The organism is Paraliobacillus ryukyuensis (assembly GCF_003315295.1).
In the GTDB taxonomy this organism is placed as follows: domain Bacteria; phylum Bacillota; class Bacilli; order Bacillales; family Amphibacillaceae; genus Paraliobacillus; species Paraliobacillus ryukyuensis.
In genome coordinates, this window is record NZ_QNRI01000006.1 from 15,707 (window position 1) to 35,435 (window position 19,729).

Below are 19,729 nucleotides of genomic sequence, written 5' to 3' on the forward strand. Positions count from 1 at the left end.
AATGGCAAAAAAAGCAATAACCGTTAGAGGAGCTCGCGCGCACAATTTAAAAAATGTTGACATTGACATTCCAAAAGATAAATTAATCGTATTAACTGGTTTATCTGGTTCAGGAAAATCTTCGTTGGCATTTGACACAATTTATGCGGAAGGCCAGCGTCGATATGTAGAATCATTATCTGCCTATGCTAGACAATTTTTAGGGCAAATGGATAAACCAGATGTCGATGTGATTGAAGGACTATCTCCAGCTATTTCTATTGATCAAAAAACAACAAGCAATAATCCTCGATCAACTGTTGCAACTGTGACAGAAACCTATGATTATTTGCGTCTTTTGTTTGCTCGTGTTGGGCGTCCTACCTGTCCCAACCATGGTATTGAGATCACATCGCAAACGGTACAACAAATGGTGGACCGAATATTAGAATACCCAGAGCGTACTAAACTTCAAATTCTTGCCCCCGTTATTAGTGGTCGAAAAGGGGAGCACGCTAAGGTACTAGAAAAATTGCAAAAAGAAGGTTATGTAAGGCTTAGAGTAGATGGGGAGATGCGTGAAGTAAGTGAAGACATTACCCTTGAAAAAAACAAAAAACACACGATTGAAGTAGTGGTAGACCGAATTGTTGTAAAAGAAGGTGTAGCAGGTAGATTAACTGATTCATTGGAAACTGCCCTTCGTTTAGGAGAAGGAAAAGTCAAAGTAGATGTCATCGGTGAAGAAGAACTATTATTTAGTGAAGACCACGCTTGTCCAATTTGTGGTTTTTCCATTGGTGAATTAGAACCGAGATTATTTTCGTTTAATAGCCCGTTTGGTGCTTGTGAACGTTGTGATGGTCTTGGTACGCAGTTAGAAGTTGATGTTGATTTAGTGATCCCGAACAAACAGCTTTCCTTGAATGAAGGTGCTATAGTTGCTTGGCAACCAACAAGTTCACAATATTACCCACAATTATTAAAAAGTGTTTGCCAACATTACGGGATTGATATGGATATACCAGTCAGTCAATTACCGAAACAACAGTTAGATAAAATTTTGCATGGTAGTGGAAAAGAATATATCCATTTTCGTTATGAAAATGATTATGGCATGACGCGTGACAATGAAATTATGTTTGAAGGAGTTTTAGCGAATATTGCTCGTCGTTATCGCGAAACAACTTCTGATTTTATCCGCGAACAAATGGAAAAGTACATGGCACAGAATGACTGCCCAACTTGTAATGGGTATCGTTTGAAAAAAGAAGCATTAGCAGTGTTGATTAATGGTCAACACATTGGGCAAGTTACTGAAAAATCAGTAACAGAAGTATGCGACTTTGTTACTCACCTCACGTTAACTAATAAAGAGCAACAAATTGCTGCTATGATAATTAAAGAAATTCAGGATCGTTTAACCTTTCTTATTAACGTCGGTTTAGACTATCTAACATTAGCAAGAACAGCGGGCACGTTATCTGGTGGTGAAGCACAACGCATTCGTTTGGCAACCCAAATTGGTTCGGCCTTAACTGGCGTATTATATGTGTTAGATGAACCATCCATTGGTTTACACCAACGTGATAATGACCGTCTAATTAACACTTTAAAACGAATGCGTGACTTAGGGAATACGTTAATTGTAGTTGAACATGATGAAGATACGATGCTTGCTGCTGATTGGTTAATTGACATTGGACCTGGAGCTGGAGAACACGGCGGAAATGTTGTAGCAAGTGGTACACCGAAACAAGTGATGAAACAAAAACGTTCCTTAACAGGACAATATTTATCTGGCCAGAAATTTATTCCGTTACCAACAGAGCGAAGAAAGCCAGATGGACGTTATATTGAAGTTGTTGGAGCGGAAGAAAATAACCTTAAAAAAGTGGATATAAAAATCCCGGTTGGTTTATTTACAACCGTAACGGGTGTATCAGGCTCTGGTAAAAGTACATTGATTAACGAAATTTTGCAAAAAAGCTTAGCAATGAATTTAAATCGAGCAAAACAAAAACCAGGTAAACACAAAACGATTAAAGGAACTGAATACCTCGACAAAGTGATAGATATTGACCAATCACCAATTGGGCGAACACCACGTTCCAACCCAGCTACGTATACTGGGGTTTTTGATGATATTCGTGATGTGTTTGCACAAACCAATGAAGCAAAAATACGTGGGTATAAAAAAGGCCGATTTAGTTTTAATGTCAAAGGTGGTCGATGTGAAGCCTGCCGTGGTGACGGTATAATTAAAATTGAAATGCACTTTTTACCAGATGTTTATGTGCCTTGTGAAGTATGTAATGGGAAACGTTATAATCGCGAAACATTAGAAGTGAAATACAAAGGCAAAAGTATTGCAGACGTGTTGGATATGACGATTGAAGAAGCATTGAAATTCTTTGAAAACATTCCAAAAATCAAACGTAAATTACAAACAGTGTATGATGTGGGATTAGGTTACGTGCGTTTAGGACAACCAGCCACTACATTATCTGGTGGGGAAGCACAACGTGTGAAACTAGCTAGTGAATTGCACCGTCGTTCGAACGGAAAATCATTGTATATCCTAGATGAACCGACAACAGGACTGCATGCTGATGACATTTACCGTTTATTACAAGTATTGCAACGATTGGTTGAAAACGGTGATTCCGTGTTAATTATTGAACATAATTTAGATGTAATCAAAGCAGCTGATCATATCATTGATTTAGGTCCTGAAGGAGGCGAACGAGGTGGTCAGATTGTAGCGATCGGTTCCCCAGAAGAAGTAGCGGAGGTTGCACAGTCCTATACAGGAAAATACCTAAAACCAATTTTAGAACGAGATCGTAGTCGAATGGAAGAACGAATGAAAACGAAAGAAAAAGTGAAACAATCTTCTTAAATAGTTAGGATGCTAGATACGAACTGCTCAAGACAAACATCATAGCAGTTCGTATTTCATTTTTAAGAATTCGTTTCATTACCTTCATTTTGACCTAAATGACGCTTTTAAGGTAAAGTAGAATTACCAATAAGTAGAGAGGAGTAAACCAATTGAAAACGATTGTTACAGAGATAGTTCAAGAAAAATTAGAGCAATTTCTAAATCAAGATGTCTATATACATATCGAAACAACCAACGGCGCTTATGCTAGCCATCATAATGCCAAAGCATATAATGCAGGTGTATTTATGCGTAATGCAACCATTCGTTATGAGCAAGCAAAAATAACTGGAGATGAATCTAGTTACCGTATCGGCTTAAAGACAACCAATGGTTGGGTATATGCTGAAGGAATTCGCCAATACGAGATTGACAATCAAGATCGCTTATTGTTAGCTGGTCATGATCAAGAAGGTCGCTTAATGGTTGCTTTACAAATAAGTGCAACCCCATTTAGTAACTAACATATCAAAGGAGTTGAATATCATGGAAAGTCATGTTGTTGTCATCTACCCACATCCAGATGACGAAGCATTTGGAGCTGCTGGTACAATTACCCATTTTCGTGAACAAGGGGTACCAGTTACTTACTTATGTGGAACACTAGGCGAAATGGGCAGAAATATGGGAAATCCAACTTTCGCTAATAGAGAAACACTACCAAGCATTCGAAAACAAGAACTTATTCAAGCATGTGAAGTTTTAGATGTCGATTTACGTATGCTGGGTTATCGTGATAAAACGTTAGAATTCGAATCTAGAGAAAAGATCGCTGAACATTTACTAACATACTTACAAGATTTGCAACCTAGCCTTGTGATAACCCATTATCCAGCATATGCAGTTCATCCTGATCACAATGCATTTGGTGCCGCTGCGATAGATGCAATTAATAGAATGGAGCATGAAAAACGGCCAAAAGTTTGGGCGCAAGCATTTTCTAGAACACATCTGGAAGACTTAGGAGAACCTGATGTTTCTATCGATGTTACACCTTACTTTGAGACAAAATTTAAAACTATCTCCGCACATCGCTCACAAGCAGCAGGTGTTTTAGGAAGTATTGATCCTGACACTGGAGATTTAGCGGATATAATTAAAGAAAAACTAACAACCGAACAATTTTATACTTGGAATTTTATCGAATAGAACGTGTTTTTCATGTTCTATTCTTTTTTTGAAGTCTTGTACGGTATAGACTAACCACTATATATTATGTAGAATATAGATAAATTATCCAGAAAGGAAAGAGCGCTTTGAAAAAGAGACAAAAACCAAGTGAACTAATTATCTATGAGTATCTCAGCTATCGTAAAACACTAGCAGAAAAGGAATCACTGCAATACCGTAAGTTAAAAACGGGCTACCAAGGAGAAGTTTTATTTGATGAATATGTTGAACAAGTCCAGCAACATCATTTTATCATTCGTGACCTCTGGTTATCCTACAACAATAAAGCCTTCCAAATTGACCTTGCTCTATTTATTAATAAAGCGATTTACTTATATGAAGTTAAAAACTACACAGGTGAATTTTATTATGCAAACGAACGACTTTACACCTTTGCTAATAAGGAAATTGATGATCCTTTACTACAGTTGAAACGAACCGAATCACTATTAACACAGTTACTTAACAAGCTAGATTACAATATCCCCATCCACGCTTCCGTTGTCTTCGTAAATCTCAATTGCACTATTTTTCAAGCGCCACGAACGAAAAGAATTATCCTGTCAACACAATTAAATCGTTACTTTGGTTCATTTCCACAAACATCCACATTGGATCCAATTTTTCATCACTTAGCTAATAAACTTCATTCGATTCGTTTAGAAAAATCCCCTTATGAACAATTACCAATCTATCAATATGTTGAATTACAGAAAGGAATCCCATGTTTGCAATGTAGACATTTCTATCAAAAGGTCAATGGGAAAAAGTGCATTTGCGAGAAATGTGGTAATCGTGAGCTCGTTCAATCAGCTATTTTACGAAATGTAGAGGAATTTATGATTTTATTTCCCAATGAACCTATAACTACTGTAAAGATATTGGAATGGTGTGATATACCGATTACACTACAACGAATTAAGTATACACTTCAGCCACATTTTGAAATGAGAGGTAGTAGAAAAGGAGCCTATTATGTAAAGAAACTATAAATTAGAATGACACAAAAGATATGACGAATAAAGGATTGATTTTTGTTAGAGCACGATTAACAAAGAAATAGTGAGCCTAAGAAGAGATTTCCGCTTAATCTGGATTTAACAAAGAAATAGTGAGCCTAAGAAGAAGAGATTTCCACTTAATCTGGATTTAACAAAGAAATAGTGAGCCTAAGAAGAAGGGATTTCCGCTTAATCTGGATTTAACAAAGAAATAGTGGGTCTAAGAAGAAGCGATTTCCACTTAATCTGGATTTAACAAAGAAATAGTGAGCCTAAGAAGAAGGGATTTCCGCTTAATCTGGATTTAACAAAGAAATAGTGGGCCTAAGAAGAAGAGATTTCCACTTAATCTGGATTTAACAAAGAAATCGTATAGAAAATAGTAGGTTATTTAGTATATCCATATCAAGTTACGCTTCAAGATAGTGATTTCACCTTGTAAAGGTGTTTAACATCATAAGAAAAAAGGAATATATCGTATAAACCAACAGAAATGGATAAAATTTATGTTCAAACATAATAATAACAATAGAGAGGATGAGGATGATGAGAAAATTATATCGCTCCAATTCAGATAAAATGCTTGCTGGTGTTTTAGGTGGAATTGCAGATTATTTAGATATCGATTCAACTATTTTACGTTTAATTTACGCTATTGTATTTGTGTTCACTGGAGGCGCTCCTTTGTTTGTACTTTATATCGTAGCTGCGTTTATTATGCCTAAAGAAGGTAGTATCTCCTAATGATGCGTTGGATTGTATCGTTACTGTTAAATGCGGTTGCGCTGATTGTCGTATCCTATTTGTTTGATTCGTTTTATTTAGCTGGGATATGGACAGCGCTACTGGCTAGTTTGATCTTATCCATTTTAAATGCAGTAGTAAAACCAATTCTAGTAGTATTAACACTTCCGGTCACCATTTTATCACTTGGGCTTTTCTTGTTTGTCATTAATGCGATTACATTAATGCTATCCCAAGCAGTTATCGGAAATGCATTTGTTATTGATGGTTTTGGTATTGCCATTCTATCAGCAATTGTACTTTCTTTTATTAACTTAATTCTTATTCGATTAATTAAAGATCGATTGGATTAACACGCAAAAGGCTGTTTGTCTTTTTGCGTGTTTTTGTTTATTTGGTGAAATAGTTAAGGGTGAGTTATAATAAGTGCTAACTGGATAAAAAGGAGTTAAACAGGAAAGATGAGCAAGCCGTTTTTTCAATTTTCATTTGGAACAGACAAAATATCACCGCTAACTTTTGTCGATCCGATTACCATATATCAAGCGAAAACCATAGGTGATGTTATACCTATCTTACATAAAGTAGAGAAAGCGGTGGAACAAGGTTATTATGCTGCTGGTTTTTTAGCTTATGAAGCAGCACCAGCATTTGATGCCTCCTATCAAGTTTTTCAAGCAGACCATGCCTTTCCTTTCGTCTATTTTGCTATATTTGAAAAACCATCTTCGTTAAAAGGCTACGCTTCCAAGCAATCTTATCATTTATCGGATTGGGAATTCAGGTCTAATTATGATTCCTATCAAGTCGGGATAAAAAATGTAAAACAGGCAATTGAACGTGGTGATACCTATCAAATCAATTACACGACGCACATGGAAGCAGAATTCTCTGGGGATCCATACAAATTTTATCAGCAGTTAAAACAAAATCAACAAGCAAACTATAGTGCTTATTTTTCTTTTGACAACTATCATGTTTTATCTGCTTCACCAGAATTATTTTTTCATGTGAAGAATGGAAAAATTACTACAAAACCGATGAAAGGAACAGCTGCTAGAGGGCTTTGGTACGAACAAGATCAGCAATTAAAACAAACATTATATGATTCAGAAAAAGAACGTGCAGAGAATTTGATGATTGTAGATTTGTTACGTAATGATGTAGGAAAGATTGCGACGTTAGGTTCGGTAAAAGTAGAAAAGTTACTTGAAGTGGAAACCTATCCAACTGTACACCAAATGACTTCAACAGTTACTGCGAATATTAAACAAGGCATCGGTTTAGTCGATTGGTTTCAAGCGCTATTCCCATGTGGGTCGATTACAGGTGCACCAAAGGTAAAAACAATGGAATATATTGCTTCGTTTGAACAATCACCAAGAGGAATTTATTGCGGTGCGATTGGTTATATCACACCTAACCAGGAAGCAATCTTTAATGTTCCAATTCGAACGGTCGTCATTGACCAAGCAAGGCAACAAGCAACCTACGGTGTTGGTAGTGGTATTACGTGGGATTCTAGTGTGAAAAATGAATTTAAAGAATTACAAACGAAAGCAAAATTGCTGACGGAAAAACGTCCTAGCTTCGAATTGTTAGAAACTATGTTATTAACGGAAGGCAACTTTTTTATTGCATCCTATCATATGAAACGATTAGCGAATTCAGCAGCGTATTTTAACTCTCCTTTTTCGCAAAAAAAAGTTCAAAGCGCTTTAGCAGAAGTGAAACAAACACGACAAACTGGTAACTATAAAGTGCGATTATTGCTTGATAAACAAGGCATGGTACATACCCACGTAGACCCTTTAACACCTTCACCATCTTCGGTGGTTTGTGCGCTAGCAAAGCAACCTATTGTGCAAGAAAATATATTCCATTATCATAAAACAACCAATCGTTTAATTTATCATGTACATGAAACACATGAACCGTCTATATTTTCTACATTACTTTGGAATGATAAAGAGGAAATTACCGAATTCACGACTGGTAATGTAGTAGTGGAATACAATAACAAGTTTTATACACCACCAATAGCATGTGGCGTGTTACCTGGTACGTACCGTGAATATCTTCTCGACCAAGGGATTATTGAAGAAAAGATCATTAGAAAACATGAGATTACTTCTGCCACAAATATATGGTTTATTAATGGGGTAAGGGGCTGGATACGTGTTAAAATAGTAGGGTTGTGTTAATCCTATTAAATTTGGTGATAGTACTAACAAAAAATGCTACAATAAATGTACATCTTATTATAATAATAAGCGAGCGTCATGATGGAGGAATCAAGATGACTAAAATAATTACAAAAGACTTGTTAGATCAGTTTAAATTAGAAGTAGTAGCCGGGAAAGATGGATTAGATAGAGAAATTATTATGAGTGATATCTCTCGTCCTGGTATTGAGTTAACAGGTTATTTTCGTTATTATCCAAAAAAACGATTGCAATTACTTGGTAAAACAGAAATGTCTTACTATAAAGATTTAACGTCAAAAGATCGAGCAGATCGTGCCAAGCGCATGTGTACGCCAGAAACTCCAGGAATTGTTGTTTCGAGAGGAATGGATATTCCAGAAGAATTAGCGGAGGCATGTGATGAAGCAAATGTACCGTTAATTCGTTCACCATATAAAACAACACGTGTGGTTAGCCGACTAACTAATTTTCTTGAAGCAAAATTTGCTCCATTCACAGCGATGCATGGGGTATTGGTTGATATTTATGGTGTTGGTGTTTTAATTACGGGACAGAGTGGTGTAGGTAAAAGTGAAACAGCACTTGAACTTGTCAAAAGAGGCCATCGTTTAGTTGCGGATGATAGTGTCGAAATTAGACAAGAAGATTATGACCGACTTATTGGGTCTTCCCCACCGTTAATTGAACATCTATTAGAAATTAGAGGGCTGGGTATTATTAATGTGATGACTTTATTTGGAGCTGGTTCGGTTCGCTCTTATAAAAAAATATCCTATGTTATTAATTTAGAATCGTGGGATGAGAAGAAACAATATGATCGTTTAGGATTAGAAGAAGAAACAATGAAAATCATTGATGTAGACGTACCAAAAGCAACATTACCCGTTCGTCCTGGTCGAAACTTAGCCGTCATCATTGAAGTGGCAGCGATGAATTTCCGATTGAAGCAAATGGGCGTAAATGCAGCGGAGGAGTTTTCTTCTCGCTTAACAACAATGATAGACGAGAGTGGTTCCAAATTAGGTTCAGATTACGATATGTAAATGTAAAGGGAGAGGTTTGATTTGATATATAATGTGTCACCGCCAATTGATCGTGTATTTTTAGAAATAGGTTCTTTAACCATCTATTGGTATGCAGTCATTATTGTTTCTGGAGTTTTTATCGGTTTGTGGTTAGCGACTAGAGAAGCAAATCGATTAGGATTACAAAAAGATTTATTTGCAGATTTAATTATGTTTGCTTTACCAATCGCGATTATTTCTGCTCGTGCTTATTATGTTATTTTTGAATGGGATCAATACCGAGGTGGCCCATGGTGGGATGTTTTTGCTGTATGGCAAGGCGGTATCGCTATTCATGGCGCATTGATTGGTTCAGTTATAACGGCAATTATTTTTGCTAGAGTGAAAAATGTATCTTTTTGGCAATTAGCTGATATTGCAGCACCTAGTCTTATTTTGGGCCAGGCAATTGGTCGTTGGGGGAATTTTGTTAACCAGGAAGCGCATGGCGGGGTTGTTTCTGAGGCATTCTTCAATAACTTCATGCAATATTTACCCGATTTTATTGTCAATCAAATGTACATAAATGGTGAATATTATCACCCGACTTTTTTATATGAATCTGTATGGAATATATTGATTTTTATTTTACTGTTAGTTATCCGAAGAAAAGTCAATCCAAGACGAGGGGAATTGTTCCTCACATACCTTATAGGTTATTCCATTGGGCGCTACTTTATAGAAGGAATGCGTACCGACAGTTTATATATTATTGGTTCCTTACGAACTGCCCAAGTCATTTCTATCGTTATCGTTCTTATTTCAATTGCCATTATCATTTATCGTCGAAAAACAAAGCTTGCCAATCGCCATTACAATGGAAAAAAAGTGGCGTAATCGGAGTGATTAATAGATGAAACAGACATTGATAAGAGGTGCGAAACAAGGACTACAAGTGACGTGGACATTAAGTAAAGTCATATTTCCGATTACGGTAATCATTACAATCCTTCAATACACACCTGTATTTGATTGGCTTATTCGTATAATCACGCCGATAATGAATAGTTTCGGGCTGTCTGGTGAAGCAGCAATTCCGTTAGTATTAGGGAATAGTCTTAATTTATATGCGGGGATTGCTGCCATTGTTTCGTTCGATTTTACTGTAAAAGAAGTTTTCATTATGGCCGTGATGCTATCCTTTTCACACAATCTATTTATTGAATCCTCAGTAGCGACTAGAGTTGGCATTCGATGGCCAATCATCGTTGGTATTCGAATTACATTAGTGATTCTGTCTGCCCTGCTCATAAATTACTTTTGGGATGGTGGCAAATCGGTAGCTCAATATGGTTTACTAACACACCACGCGCAGTCACCTGAAGGTGTAGTAGCTATCACTCTAGAAGGGTTTCAAACTGCACTTATTAGCATTTTACAATTAGCGGCGATCGTCCTTCCATTAATGATTGTTTTACAATTTTTCCGTGAGTTAGGCTGGATGGACAAAATTTCAAACGTAGTCGCACCATTTACTCGGTTGATGGGAATGGAGAAAAACGCCTCAATGACGCTTGTAACAGGATTAACAATTGGATTGGCCTATGGCGTTGGTGTCATGGTGCAAGCGGTGCAACAAGACGGAGTAGCGAAAAAAGATATGTATTTAGCGTTTATATTTTTAGTATCTTGTCATGCTGTAGTAGAAGATACACTTGTCTTTCTCCCGCTAGGTATACCAGTTTGGCCTTTATTATTAATCCGTTTAACAACCGCCATTGTCATGACTAGTGTAATAGGATATTTTTGGAACAAAAGCAATAAGAGAAATAGGAAGGAAGAAACAGAGCATGAGTATACGTACAATTCTATTTGATCTAGACGGAACTTTAATTAATACGAATGAATTGATTATTGCATCATTTACACATACATTAGAAAAACATACTGGAAGAACATATACCCGTGAAGAAATATTACCATTTATCGGACCACCTTTAGATGAAAGTATGCGACATGTGGATGAATCACAGGCAGAAGCAATGGTGCAAACATATCGAGAACATAACATTGCTAACCATAAAAAATATGTTGTTGCCTATCCAACTGTCGTAGAGACGGTAAAAACGTTAAAAGAAAAAGGTTACCAGTTAGGTATTGTGACAACAAAAATTCGCGAGACTGCTGAACTAGGAGTCAAGATAACTGGAATGGAAGGTATGTTCGATGTTATTATTGGATTAGATGATGTAACGAACGCAAAACCGCATCCAGAACCAATTATTAAAGCTTTAACAGAATTAAACGCGAATCCAATGCACGCACTTATGGTCGGAGATAATTACCATGATATTGAATCCGGTCACAACGCTGGAGTAAAGACAGCTGGGGTAGCTTGGTCAATTAAAGGTGAAGCTACTTTGGCAAAATATGAACCAGATTATATGTTAAAAGAAATGAAAGATTTGCTTCCTATTCTTGAGGTGTAGCAAATGCGTAATACCAAACGTTACAAAGTAGATGGTGCTAATTCACTGTGGCATATATATAAGACAGTTCCATTTTTGAAGGTAATGAAGAATTTTATTGTGATTCAAGTGGCGAGATATACCCCATTTTTGGCAATGAAAAATTGGTTATACCGAAATTTTTTGCAAATGAAGGTGGGTGAGAATACTTCTTTTGCACTCATGGTTATGTTAGATATTATGTTTCCAGAAAAGATAACAGTTGGAAGTAATAGTGTCATTGGTTACAATACCACACTTCTTGCTCACGAGTACTTAATTAAAGAATATCGACTTGGTGCAATAAAAATCGGTAATGAAGTCATGATTGGCGCGAACACTACTGTTTTACCGGGCGTAACCATTGGAGATGGTGCGGTTGTATCAGCTGGAACAGTGGTTCATAAAGATGTGCCAGCTGGTGCATTTGTTGCTGGAAATCCAATGCGTGTAATATATACTGCAGAACAAATGCACGAACGCAAAAACAACGATACTTTTTTAGATAACATCTGAATGGTATCGATCTCAGTTCATTCATTTGCCTAAAATCGATATGTTCCAAGGGGGAAGTAATGTTGAAATTCTCCAATATGTATAGAGATGAAATAAAACATACGCTGATGAATCAGCAATTTGATGTGTTAGTGATCGGAGGGGGGATTAACGGATCTGGTATTGCTCTTGATGCAACAGCAAGAGGGTTAAAAGTGGCAGTGGTTGAAATGCAAGATTTTGCTTCAGGAAGTTCAAGTAGGTCTTCCAAACTATTTCATGGGACGCAAGTTGATCTGCGAGAAGGAAATATTAAACGTGCTACGGAATTAGCTAAAGAAAATAGTATTTTAGTAGAAAACGGACCTCATATTACGCAACCAATACAGATGCTTGTTCCATTTGATAAACACAGCAATTTTAAAAAATGGACGACACGTATAGGATTGTCTATGCTAGAACGTGCGGCTAGTTTACCGAAGCAAGATCACCAACACTTTTCCAAACAAGCTACTAAGCAAAAAGAGCCCTTATTAAATCAAGATCAATTACTTGGTTCTCGTTATGATATTGCCTATGCAACCGATGATGCCCGTTTAACACTTGAAGTGCTAAAAAAAGCTGTGCAACTCGGAGCAACAGCATTAAATTATTTAAAAGTTATCCAACTTATCTATGATGCACACGGTACTATTATTGGTGTGGAAGTAGAAGATCAAATAACTGGTGATACAGGTGTGATTTCAGCAAGAAAAGTGGTTAACGCAACTGGACCATGGCTTGATGATTTGCAAGAATTAGCAAAAGAAGGTAACCGCTTTGTTTTGACTAAAAGCGTACATCTTGTATTTGACCGATCTACTTTTCCGATACAACAAGCCATCTGTTTTACTCATACCGATGGGAACAGAATAGTTGCTATTCCTCGAGAAGGTAAAGTGCATGTTGGTCCTTCAGAGGTGTGTTATGGTGTGCATGAAGTTGGTTATCCTGGAGTAGATGAAGCGGATATGACCTATTTGTTAGAAGCAATCAATGCTGCTTTTTCCGAAGTGAATCTATCTAAAAATGATATTGTATCTAGCTGGGTGGGTTTACGTTCATCTATTTTTCGAAATAAAAAAAAGCCATACAAACCGTTAGAAAAAGAAGAAATAATGCTTCACTCAAGTTCTGGAGTAATTTTGATCCCTACTGTAGAAATGAATGGCTTTCGAAAAAATGCTGAAATCATTGTAGATCATCTTGTAAAGCAATTTAAAGATGAAAAAGGGATATTGTATTCTTCATCGGAAACAAAATCAATCCCTATTGCAGGTGGTGAAGTAGGTGGTTCGCAAGGTTTTGCTACTTTCAAACAACAACAATTGCAACAAACAAAAGATATCCCAATAGACGAAGCAACAAAAGAGCGTTATATTGATCGTTATGGAAAAAACGTTGAAAAAATCTGGACGTATTATCATCAATACCAACAATCGGCGCAAAACTATCAAGTAGATGCCTTGCTGTTTGCTGAACTTAATTATACATTAGAAGAAGAATGTATCTATATGCCGCTAGATTTTTTTGAGCGACGAACAGGTGCTATTCATTTTCATAGTGAAGTAATTAAACGGAATAGTGATGGTGTGATCGCATATCTAAGAGATAAACTAAAATGGAATACCGAAGAAACAGCCTATTATAAAAGAGAATTACAGCTTGCCTGTCATTAAACCCTGGACAAATTATTGTCCTTTTTTTTGTGGGAAATAACCAAAGCAAGAACGATGTGGACTTTTTGGATATTTCGACATTTCTGCTGATTGTTATAGGAAGAAGTGTAAATATGTGATATACTTCATACGGTGTAATTGTCCTGAAACAAAGGAGGGAGACATATGAGTCAGACAACAGAAAGTAAAGAAAATCGATCAGTAAGCAATAATGTCATTCCTTTTATTCCTGAGGACGATTTTTATTTTTCGAAGGGTGTTCAAGCTTTTCAGAAAAGAAAATTTGATATGGCTTTAAAATGGCTTAGAAAAGCGATAGATACAAACCCAATGGAACCACTATATCCGTGTCAGATGTCGATTATCTATACCGAGGTCGGCGCTTACCATGCTGCCAACCAAATTTTGCTTGAGGTTTTAGAACAACAAGGTGATGCATATACAGATTGTTACTATTTTTTGGCGAATAATTATGCTCATCTAGGATTACCTGTCGATGCACAAAAATACGCAAAAATGTATATTGAAAAAGATTCTGACGGAGAATTTAAAGAAGAAGCTGAACAATTGGTTGCGATTTTGGAAATAAGTGAAGATGATATGGATGATGACTGGTTAGATGCAGAGGAAGAAGAACTGCTTATGTACCAAGAAACAGCCTTTTATTATATCGAGCGAAAAGAATGGCAAAAAGCAATACCATTATTACAAGAGATGATGGCGATATTCCCAGATCATATGACTGCTAAACATGAATATGCATATGCATTATTCTTTTCAGGTGAACAACGAGAAGCAATTCATCTAGAGGAAACTTGGATAGCGAAACATCCCTCGTCTATTTTCAGTCTCACTAATTTAATGATATTTTATTATGAACAAGGCAAACAAGAATTGGTTACACAAGTAAAACAGTTATTAACGAATGTATATCCAATTCATGAACAACAAAAGTTACGGATTGCGATTGCTTTTGCACATGTTGGTTGTCCAGATAGTGCTTATGGAAGGTTTCTTAGCTTGGCTAAAGCACGCTTAAAAGGGCATATTAATTACTACAGATATTTTGCTAAGGTTTCCTACCAAATGGGGGATATAAATCGTGCACAACGCCTATGGGATGAAGGAAAGAAGATTCATGCAATCCTATTACAGGAGCAAGCACCTTGGGAGACAGGCGAATAGCAAAGTGACAGATTCGTAAGCAGATTAGTGGACTACACATGCAGAACATACGATAATGGGTATAGCATTCATTCCGAATTGATTTTTTTGAAAGGATGAAACACAATGGAAGAAGAAAGAATTTATGATGTAATTATTGCTGGAGCTGGTCCAGCTGGTATGACCGCGGCTGTGTATACTTCTCGTGCGAACTTAGATACATTAATGTTGGAGCGTGGGATCCCTGGCGGACAAATGGCTAATACAGAAGATGTAGAAAATTATCCTGGATATGAAAGTATCTTAGGTCCTGATTTATCTAATAAAATGTTTGACCACGCTAAAAAATTTGGGGCAGTTTATGCTTACGGTGATATTAAAGAAGTAATTGACGGAAAAGAATACAAAACAGTCATTGCTGGTTCAAAAGAATACAAAACAAGAACACTAATAATCACCACAGGTGCGCAGTACAAAAAATTAGGTGTACCAGGTGAAGAAGAGTTTAGTGGTCGTGGTGTATCTTATTGTGCCGTGTGTGATGGCGCCTTTTTCAAAGAGAAAGAACTAATGGTTATTGGTGGAGGAGACTCTGCTGTAGAAGAAGGGGTATACCTTACAAGATTTGCGAGCAAGGTAACGATTGTGCACCGTCGTGATGAACTTCGTGCCCAAAAAATTCTTCAAGATCGTGCATTTGATAATGAAAAAGTAGATTTTATTTGGGATACAATCGTGAAAGAAATTAATGGGAAAGACGGTAAAGTGAGTAGCTTGGCCCTGTTAAATAAGAAAACAGGCGAAGAATATGAACATCCAGCAGATGGTACGTTTATTTATATTGGAATGATTCCATTAAGTGAACCATTTAAATCACTTGGTATCACGAATGAAGAAGGTTACATTCCTACCAATGAAAAAATGGAAACGTCTATACCAGGTGTTTTTGCAGCTGGGGACATTCGAGAAAAAGAACTACGTCAAATTGTTACAGCTACAGGTGATGGAAGCATTGCAGCACAGGCGGCTCAGTCTTATATAGAAGAATTAAAAGACTCATTAAAAACCGTCTAATCCTTTGTCATCAATCGCAATATAAAGTAATTACTTTTTAATTCCCTTGTAACATGCACGAAATATAAAAGGGTTATAATGATATTAACTAATTGACCCCCTTTTAATAAATATAGCTACACAGGTTATCATAGCCTGTGTATTTTTTTGTCTAATCCCAGTTGAATCCCTTTGATAATCCAGAGAAAAATGAAAAATTTGTTTCACGCCGTAGCTAAAGTTAGATAGACAAACTCAAATATAGTATAATATACACATATTGTGCAGAAATGAGTGAGTTAGATTGCAACGTGTGACAAACTGTATATTAAGACATGATAATCATATATTGTTGTTAAAAAAACCTAGTAAAGGCTGGTATGCCATGCCAGGTGGGAAAATGGAACAAGGAGAAAATATTAAAGAATCTGTTATAAGAGAATTTCATGAAGAAACCGGCTTACATCTCATTAATCCAGAAGTAAGAGGTATTTTTACTATGCTTAGACGGGAAGCAGGCATAATCGAAAGTGAATGGATGATGTATACGTTTCTTTGTCATGATTTCAAAGGAGAGTTAATACCTCAATCCAATGAAGGAGAGTTAGAATGGGTACCGGTTGAGGATATTGCTAACTTACCGACAGCGCCTAGTGATAAATTTATTCATCAGCATATCTTGTTTCAAAATGACATATTATATGGTACTTTTGAATATCAACCAGACTACCAATTAACACATTACGCATTTGCTTGAATTGTAAATGAACGGGGGAATGATCGATGTCAAAGGAACAAGAAATTAAGCTAGTCATTATTACCGGAATGTCGGGAGCTGGTAAAACAGTAGCGGTGCAAAGTTTTGAAGATTTGGGTTATTATTGTGTAGATAATTTACCACCAGCGTTATTGCCTAAATTTTTAGATTTAATGAAAGATGCCAGTAATAACATCCAACAAGTGGCATTAGTAATGGATTTAAGAGGTAGAGAATTCTTTGATACATTATTTGAATCACTAGATCAATTAGCAAAAGCGGATTGGCTAGAAGAGCATATTCTATTCTTAGATGCAAAAGATGAAACTTTGGTTTCTCGCTATAAAGAAACGCGACGATCGCATCCTTTGGCTCCAGATGGTTTACCGCTAGAAGGAATTACGCAAGAAAGAAAGATGCTAGATGAACTACGAGGGCGAGCGCAACATTTTATCAATACAACAAACCTAAAACCGAAGGCACTTCGAGAAAAAATAGTAGATAAGTATGGTGAACCGGAACAAGAGGTCTTCGCTGTTCATACGTTATCATTTGGTTTTAAATATGGATTACCGATTGACGCTGATTTGGTGTTTGATGTTCGTTTTTTACCAAATCCCCATTATGTCGAACAATTACAGCCATTAACCGGCTTAAATTCTGAAGTCTCTTCGTATGTATTTAAGTGGTCTGACACGCAAAAATTTATCGAAAAAGTAACTGACTTACTAACATTTATGCTTCCGCAATACAAAAAAGAAGGAAAAAGCCAACTCGTTATTGCTATTGGTTGTACGGGTGGACAACACCGTTCTGTAGCGATTGCGGAACATTTGAAACATCATTTTTCTGGTCAGTATGTCACGCATGTTAGTCATCGTGACATCGATAAGAGAAAGGGAAAGTAATGCATATGAACCGAAAAAAAAATATTGTTGTATTAGGTGGAGGAACTGGTATGCCTGTTCTTTTGCGAGGTTTAAAAGAGTATCCGATCGACTTATCAGCTATTGTAACAGTTGCTGATGATGGTGGAAGTTCTGGACGATTACGAACAGAAATGGCTATGCCAGCACCAGGTGATATTCGTAATGTTATTGCAGCAATGTCCGAAGTCGAGCCTCTGTTGTTAAAGTTGTTTCAACATCGATTTGAGCATCGCCTTGAGAATAAAAATGGATTATCTGGCCATTCGATGGGTAATTTATTATTGGCTGCAATGACCTCCATTACCGGAGATTTTTATAATGGTATAAAAGAAATTTCACGTGTACTAAATGTGAAAGGGAACATTTATCCTATTGCCAATCAAAATATGTTTTTGCATGCAGAGATGGAAGACGGTGAAATCATTGCAGGAGAATCTAATATTCCGTTAGCGAATAAAGGAATTAAACGTGTGTTCTTGCAACCTGATCCGGTACTACCGCTACCAGATGCCATCCATTCCATTAAGCAGGCAGATCTTGTTGTGATTGCTCCAGGTAGTTTATATACTAGTACGATGCCTAATTTAGTCGTACCTGAAATTGGCGAAGCTTTGCAACAAACAGAAGGAAAGGTTATTTACGTATGTAATGTAATGACTCAAGCAGGAGAAACAACGAATTATACCGCAGCTGATCATATCGAGGCTATTGTAGATCATATTGGCGAGGGATGTGTGCATTCTATTTTAGTGCATAACAAACCGATTGAAGAAGAATACCGAAAAAAATATGCAGAAGAAAATGCTTCCCCAGTTGTTTATGATATTGATCGCTTACAACAAATGGGATTAGAAATAATAGAAGCAGATATTATTGATCATTCCCAAAAAATGTTGCGACACGATACGGGGAAAGTAGCGAAGCTTCTTAGTTCGTTAATATGATGAAACAAAAGAATAAGTTGGGAAGGTGAAGAAATGTCATTTGCATCCGAAATAAAAAAAGAATTGACCCAAATAGAGACAAAAGGATGCTGTGCTGAAGCTGAACTTGCAGCATTGATTCGAATGAACGGCACCATCTCGTTATCAAGACAAGATTATGTATTAGATGTTCAAACAGAAAATGCTGCGATCGCACGTCGAATATATACCCTGTTAAAATCTTTATATCACTATCCGATCAAATTACTTGTTCGAAAAAAAATGAAATTGAAAAAAAATAATGTTTACATTGTTCGAATGGCAGAAGGCGCCCATAAACTTCTAACGGAATTAAACATACTACAAGAGCCATTTTCTTTAGTAAGAGCCATCTCTTCTAAATATCTGCAATCTGATTGCTGTAAGCGCGCTTATTTAAGAGGAGCTTTTCTTGCTGGTGGGTCAGTCAATAATCCAGAGACTTCTTCCTATCATCTAGAGATTTCTAATGCCTATCAAGAACACAATGATTCACTATGTGATCTTGTAAATTCATTTGATTTGCATGCAAGAAAATTAGAAAGAAGAAGTGGCTATATTACTTATATCAAAGAAGCAGAAAAAATAACGGAATTTTTTAATTATATGGGTGCACATCAAGCATTATTAAAATTCGAAGATGTCCGTATTATGCGGGACATGCGTAATTCTGTTAATCGGTTAGTTAATTGTGAAACTGCAAATCTTAATAAAACGATTGGCGCTGCTTTTCGCCAAGTAGAAAACATCAAATTTATTGAACGTACGGTTGGCTTAGAAGCATTACCAGATAAGTTACAAGAGATTGCCAAACTTCGTGTTCAGCATCAAGATGTCTCATTAAAAGAATTAGGTGAGTTTGTTAGTGGTGGGAAAATTAGTAAGTCTGGCATTAACCACCGATTGAAAAAAATTGATCAATTCGCTGAACAAGTAAGAAGAGAACAACCGATACAACAGAGTTAGAAGCGCAGATATTGTGCTTCTTTTTTTATTTAATTAAATCCGGATTAAGCAGGAATAGCACCGACTAGCATCGTATGTTATGTAATGTTAGAAAAAGAATAGAGGGGAATAATGTTGTAGTGGAATTGG

The 19,729-nt window shown here is 36.6% G+C and carries 19 protein-coding genes; all 19 read left to right on the top strand.

The genetic code is table 11. The features are described from left to right. Position 1: 1 nt before the first annotated feature. The 19 genes from uvrA (at position 2) to whiA (ending at position 19,600) form a co-directional block, all read left to right on the top strand. Positions 2–2,881, top strand: a complete 2,880-nt coding sequence (gene uvrA, locus DES48_RS09720; RefSeq protein WP_113868834.1) for an excinuclease ABC subunit UvrA — start codon at positions 2–4, stop codon at positions 2,879–2,881. Between the two features lie 152 nt (positions 2,882–3,033). Further along, a complete protein-coding gene (locus DES48_RS09725; RefSeq protein WP_079710833.1) occupies positions 3,034–3,387 on the top strand; it encodes a YojF family protein in 354 nt (117 codons plus the stop codon). Between the two features lie 22 nt (positions 3,388–3,409). Further along, entirely contained in the window at positions 3,410–4,072 is a 663-nt protein-coding gene (bshB2, locus tag DES48_RS09730) for a bacillithiol biosynthesis deacetylase BshB2 (protein ID WP_113868836.1), read from the top strand. A 107-nt stretch (positions 4,073–4,179) separates the two neighbouring features. Then, entirely contained in the window at positions 4,180–5,085 is a 906-nt protein-coding gene (locus DES48_RS09735; protein WP_113868838.1) for a nuclease-related domain-containing protein, read from the top strand. A 552-nt stretch (positions 5,086–5,637) separates the two neighbouring features. Continuing rightward, positions 5,638–5,838, top strand: a complete 201-nt coding sequence (locus DES48_RS09740) for a PspC domain-containing protein (RefSeq protein ID WP_079710836.1) — start codon at positions 5,638–5,640, stop codon at positions 5,836–5,838. Between the two features lie 2 nt (positions 5,839–5,840). Further along, complete coding sequence (locus DES48_RS09745) at positions 5,841–6,191, top strand: phage holin family protein (RefSeq protein WP_113869014.1); 351 nt, start codon at positions 5,841–5,843, stop codon at positions 6,189–6,191. 108 nt (positions 6,192–6,299) lie between these two features. Continuing rightward, positions 6,300–8,042 (top strand): aminodeoxychorismate synthase component I, encoded by a 1,743-nt coding sequence (gene pabB / locus DES48_RS09750; protein WP_113868840.1) that lies wholly within the window; start codon positions 6,300–6,302, stop codon positions 8,040–8,042. Positions 8,043–8,137: 95 nt separating this feature from the next. Then, positions 8,138–9,088, top strand: coding sequence for an HPr(Ser) kinase/phosphatase (hprK, locus tag DES48_RS09755; protein WP_079710838.1), 951 nt, complete (start codon positions 8,138–8,140; stop codon positions 9,086–9,088). A gap of 21 nt (positions 9,089–9,109) precedes the next feature. Further along, positions 9,110–9,946, top strand: coding sequence for a prolipoprotein diacylglyceryl transferase (gene lgt / locus DES48_RS09760; protein ID WP_425451879.1), 837 nt, complete (start codon positions 9,110–9,112; stop codon positions 9,944–9,946). A 16-nt stretch (positions 9,947–9,962) separates the two neighbouring features. Beyond that, on the top strand, positions 9,963–10,925 hold the full coding sequence (locus tag DES48_RS09765; protein WP_113868842.1) for a nucleoside recognition domain-containing protein: 963 nt from the start codon (positions 9,963–9,965) through the stop codon (positions 10,923–10,925). Continuing rightward, a complete protein-coding gene (ppaX, locus tag DES48_RS09770; RefSeq protein ID WP_079710840.1) occupies positions 10,900–11,538 on the top strand; it encodes a pyrophosphatase PpaX in 639 nt (212 codons plus the stop codon). The genes DES48_RS09765 and ppaX overlap by 26 nt, the downstream gene beginning before the upstream one ends. Positions 11,539–11,541: 3 nt before the next feature. Continuing rightward, positions 11,542–12,072 (top strand): acyltransferase, encoded by a 531-nt coding sequence (locus tag DES48_RS09775; protein WP_079710841.1) that lies wholly within the window; start codon positions 11,542–11,544, stop codon positions 12,070–12,072. Positions 12,073–12,131: 59 nt separating this feature from the next. Then, positions 12,132–13,769: a glycerol-3-phosphate dehydrogenase/oxidase gene (locus DES48_RS09780; protein ID WP_113868844.1), complete on the top strand. Its 1,638-nt coding sequence runs from the start codon at positions 12,132–12,134 to the stop codon at positions 13,767–13,769. 165 nt (positions 13,770–13,934) lie between these two features. Then, positions 13,935–14,954: a tetratricopeptide repeat protein gene (locus DES48_RS09785; RefSeq protein WP_079710844.1), complete on the top strand. Its 1,020-nt coding sequence runs from the start codon at positions 13,935–13,937 to the stop codon at positions 14,952–14,954. 105 nt (positions 14,955–15,059) lie between these two features. Then, on the top strand, positions 15,060–16,007 hold the full coding sequence (gene trxB, locus DES48_RS09790; protein ID WP_113868846.1) for a thioredoxin-disulfide reductase: 948 nt from the start codon (positions 15,060–15,062) through the stop codon (positions 16,005–16,007). 292 nt (positions 16,008–16,299) lie between these two features. Then, positions 16,300–16,743 carry an 8-oxo-dGTP diphosphatase gene (locus DES48_RS09795; RefSeq protein ID WP_342769945.1) on the top strand — a complete coding sequence of 148 codons (444 nt, stop codon included), beginning with the start codon at positions 16,300–16,302 and terminating at the stop codon, positions 16,741–16,743. A 26-nt stretch (positions 16,744–16,769) separates the two neighbouring features. Next, positions 16,770–17,651 carry an RNase adapter RapZ gene (rapZ, locus tag DES48_RS09800; protein WP_079710847.1) on the top strand — a complete coding sequence of 294 codons (882 nt, stop codon included), beginning with the start codon at positions 16,770–16,772 and terminating at the stop codon, positions 17,649–17,651. Continuing rightward, positions 17,651–18,616, top strand: a complete 966-nt coding sequence (locus tag DES48_RS09805; protein ID WP_113868850.1) for a gluconeogenesis factor YvcK family protein — start codon at positions 17,651–17,653, stop codon at positions 18,614–18,616. The genes rapZ and DES48_RS09805 overlap by 1 nt, the downstream gene beginning before the upstream one ends. 33 nt (positions 18,617–18,649) lie before the next feature. Beyond that, positions 18,650–19,600 (top strand): DNA-binding protein WhiA, encoded by a 951-nt coding sequence (gene whiA / locus DES48_RS09810; RefSeq protein ID WP_079710849.1) that lies wholly within the window; start codon positions 18,650–18,652, stop codon positions 19,598–19,600. Positions 19,601–19,729: the final 129 nt, after the last annotated feature.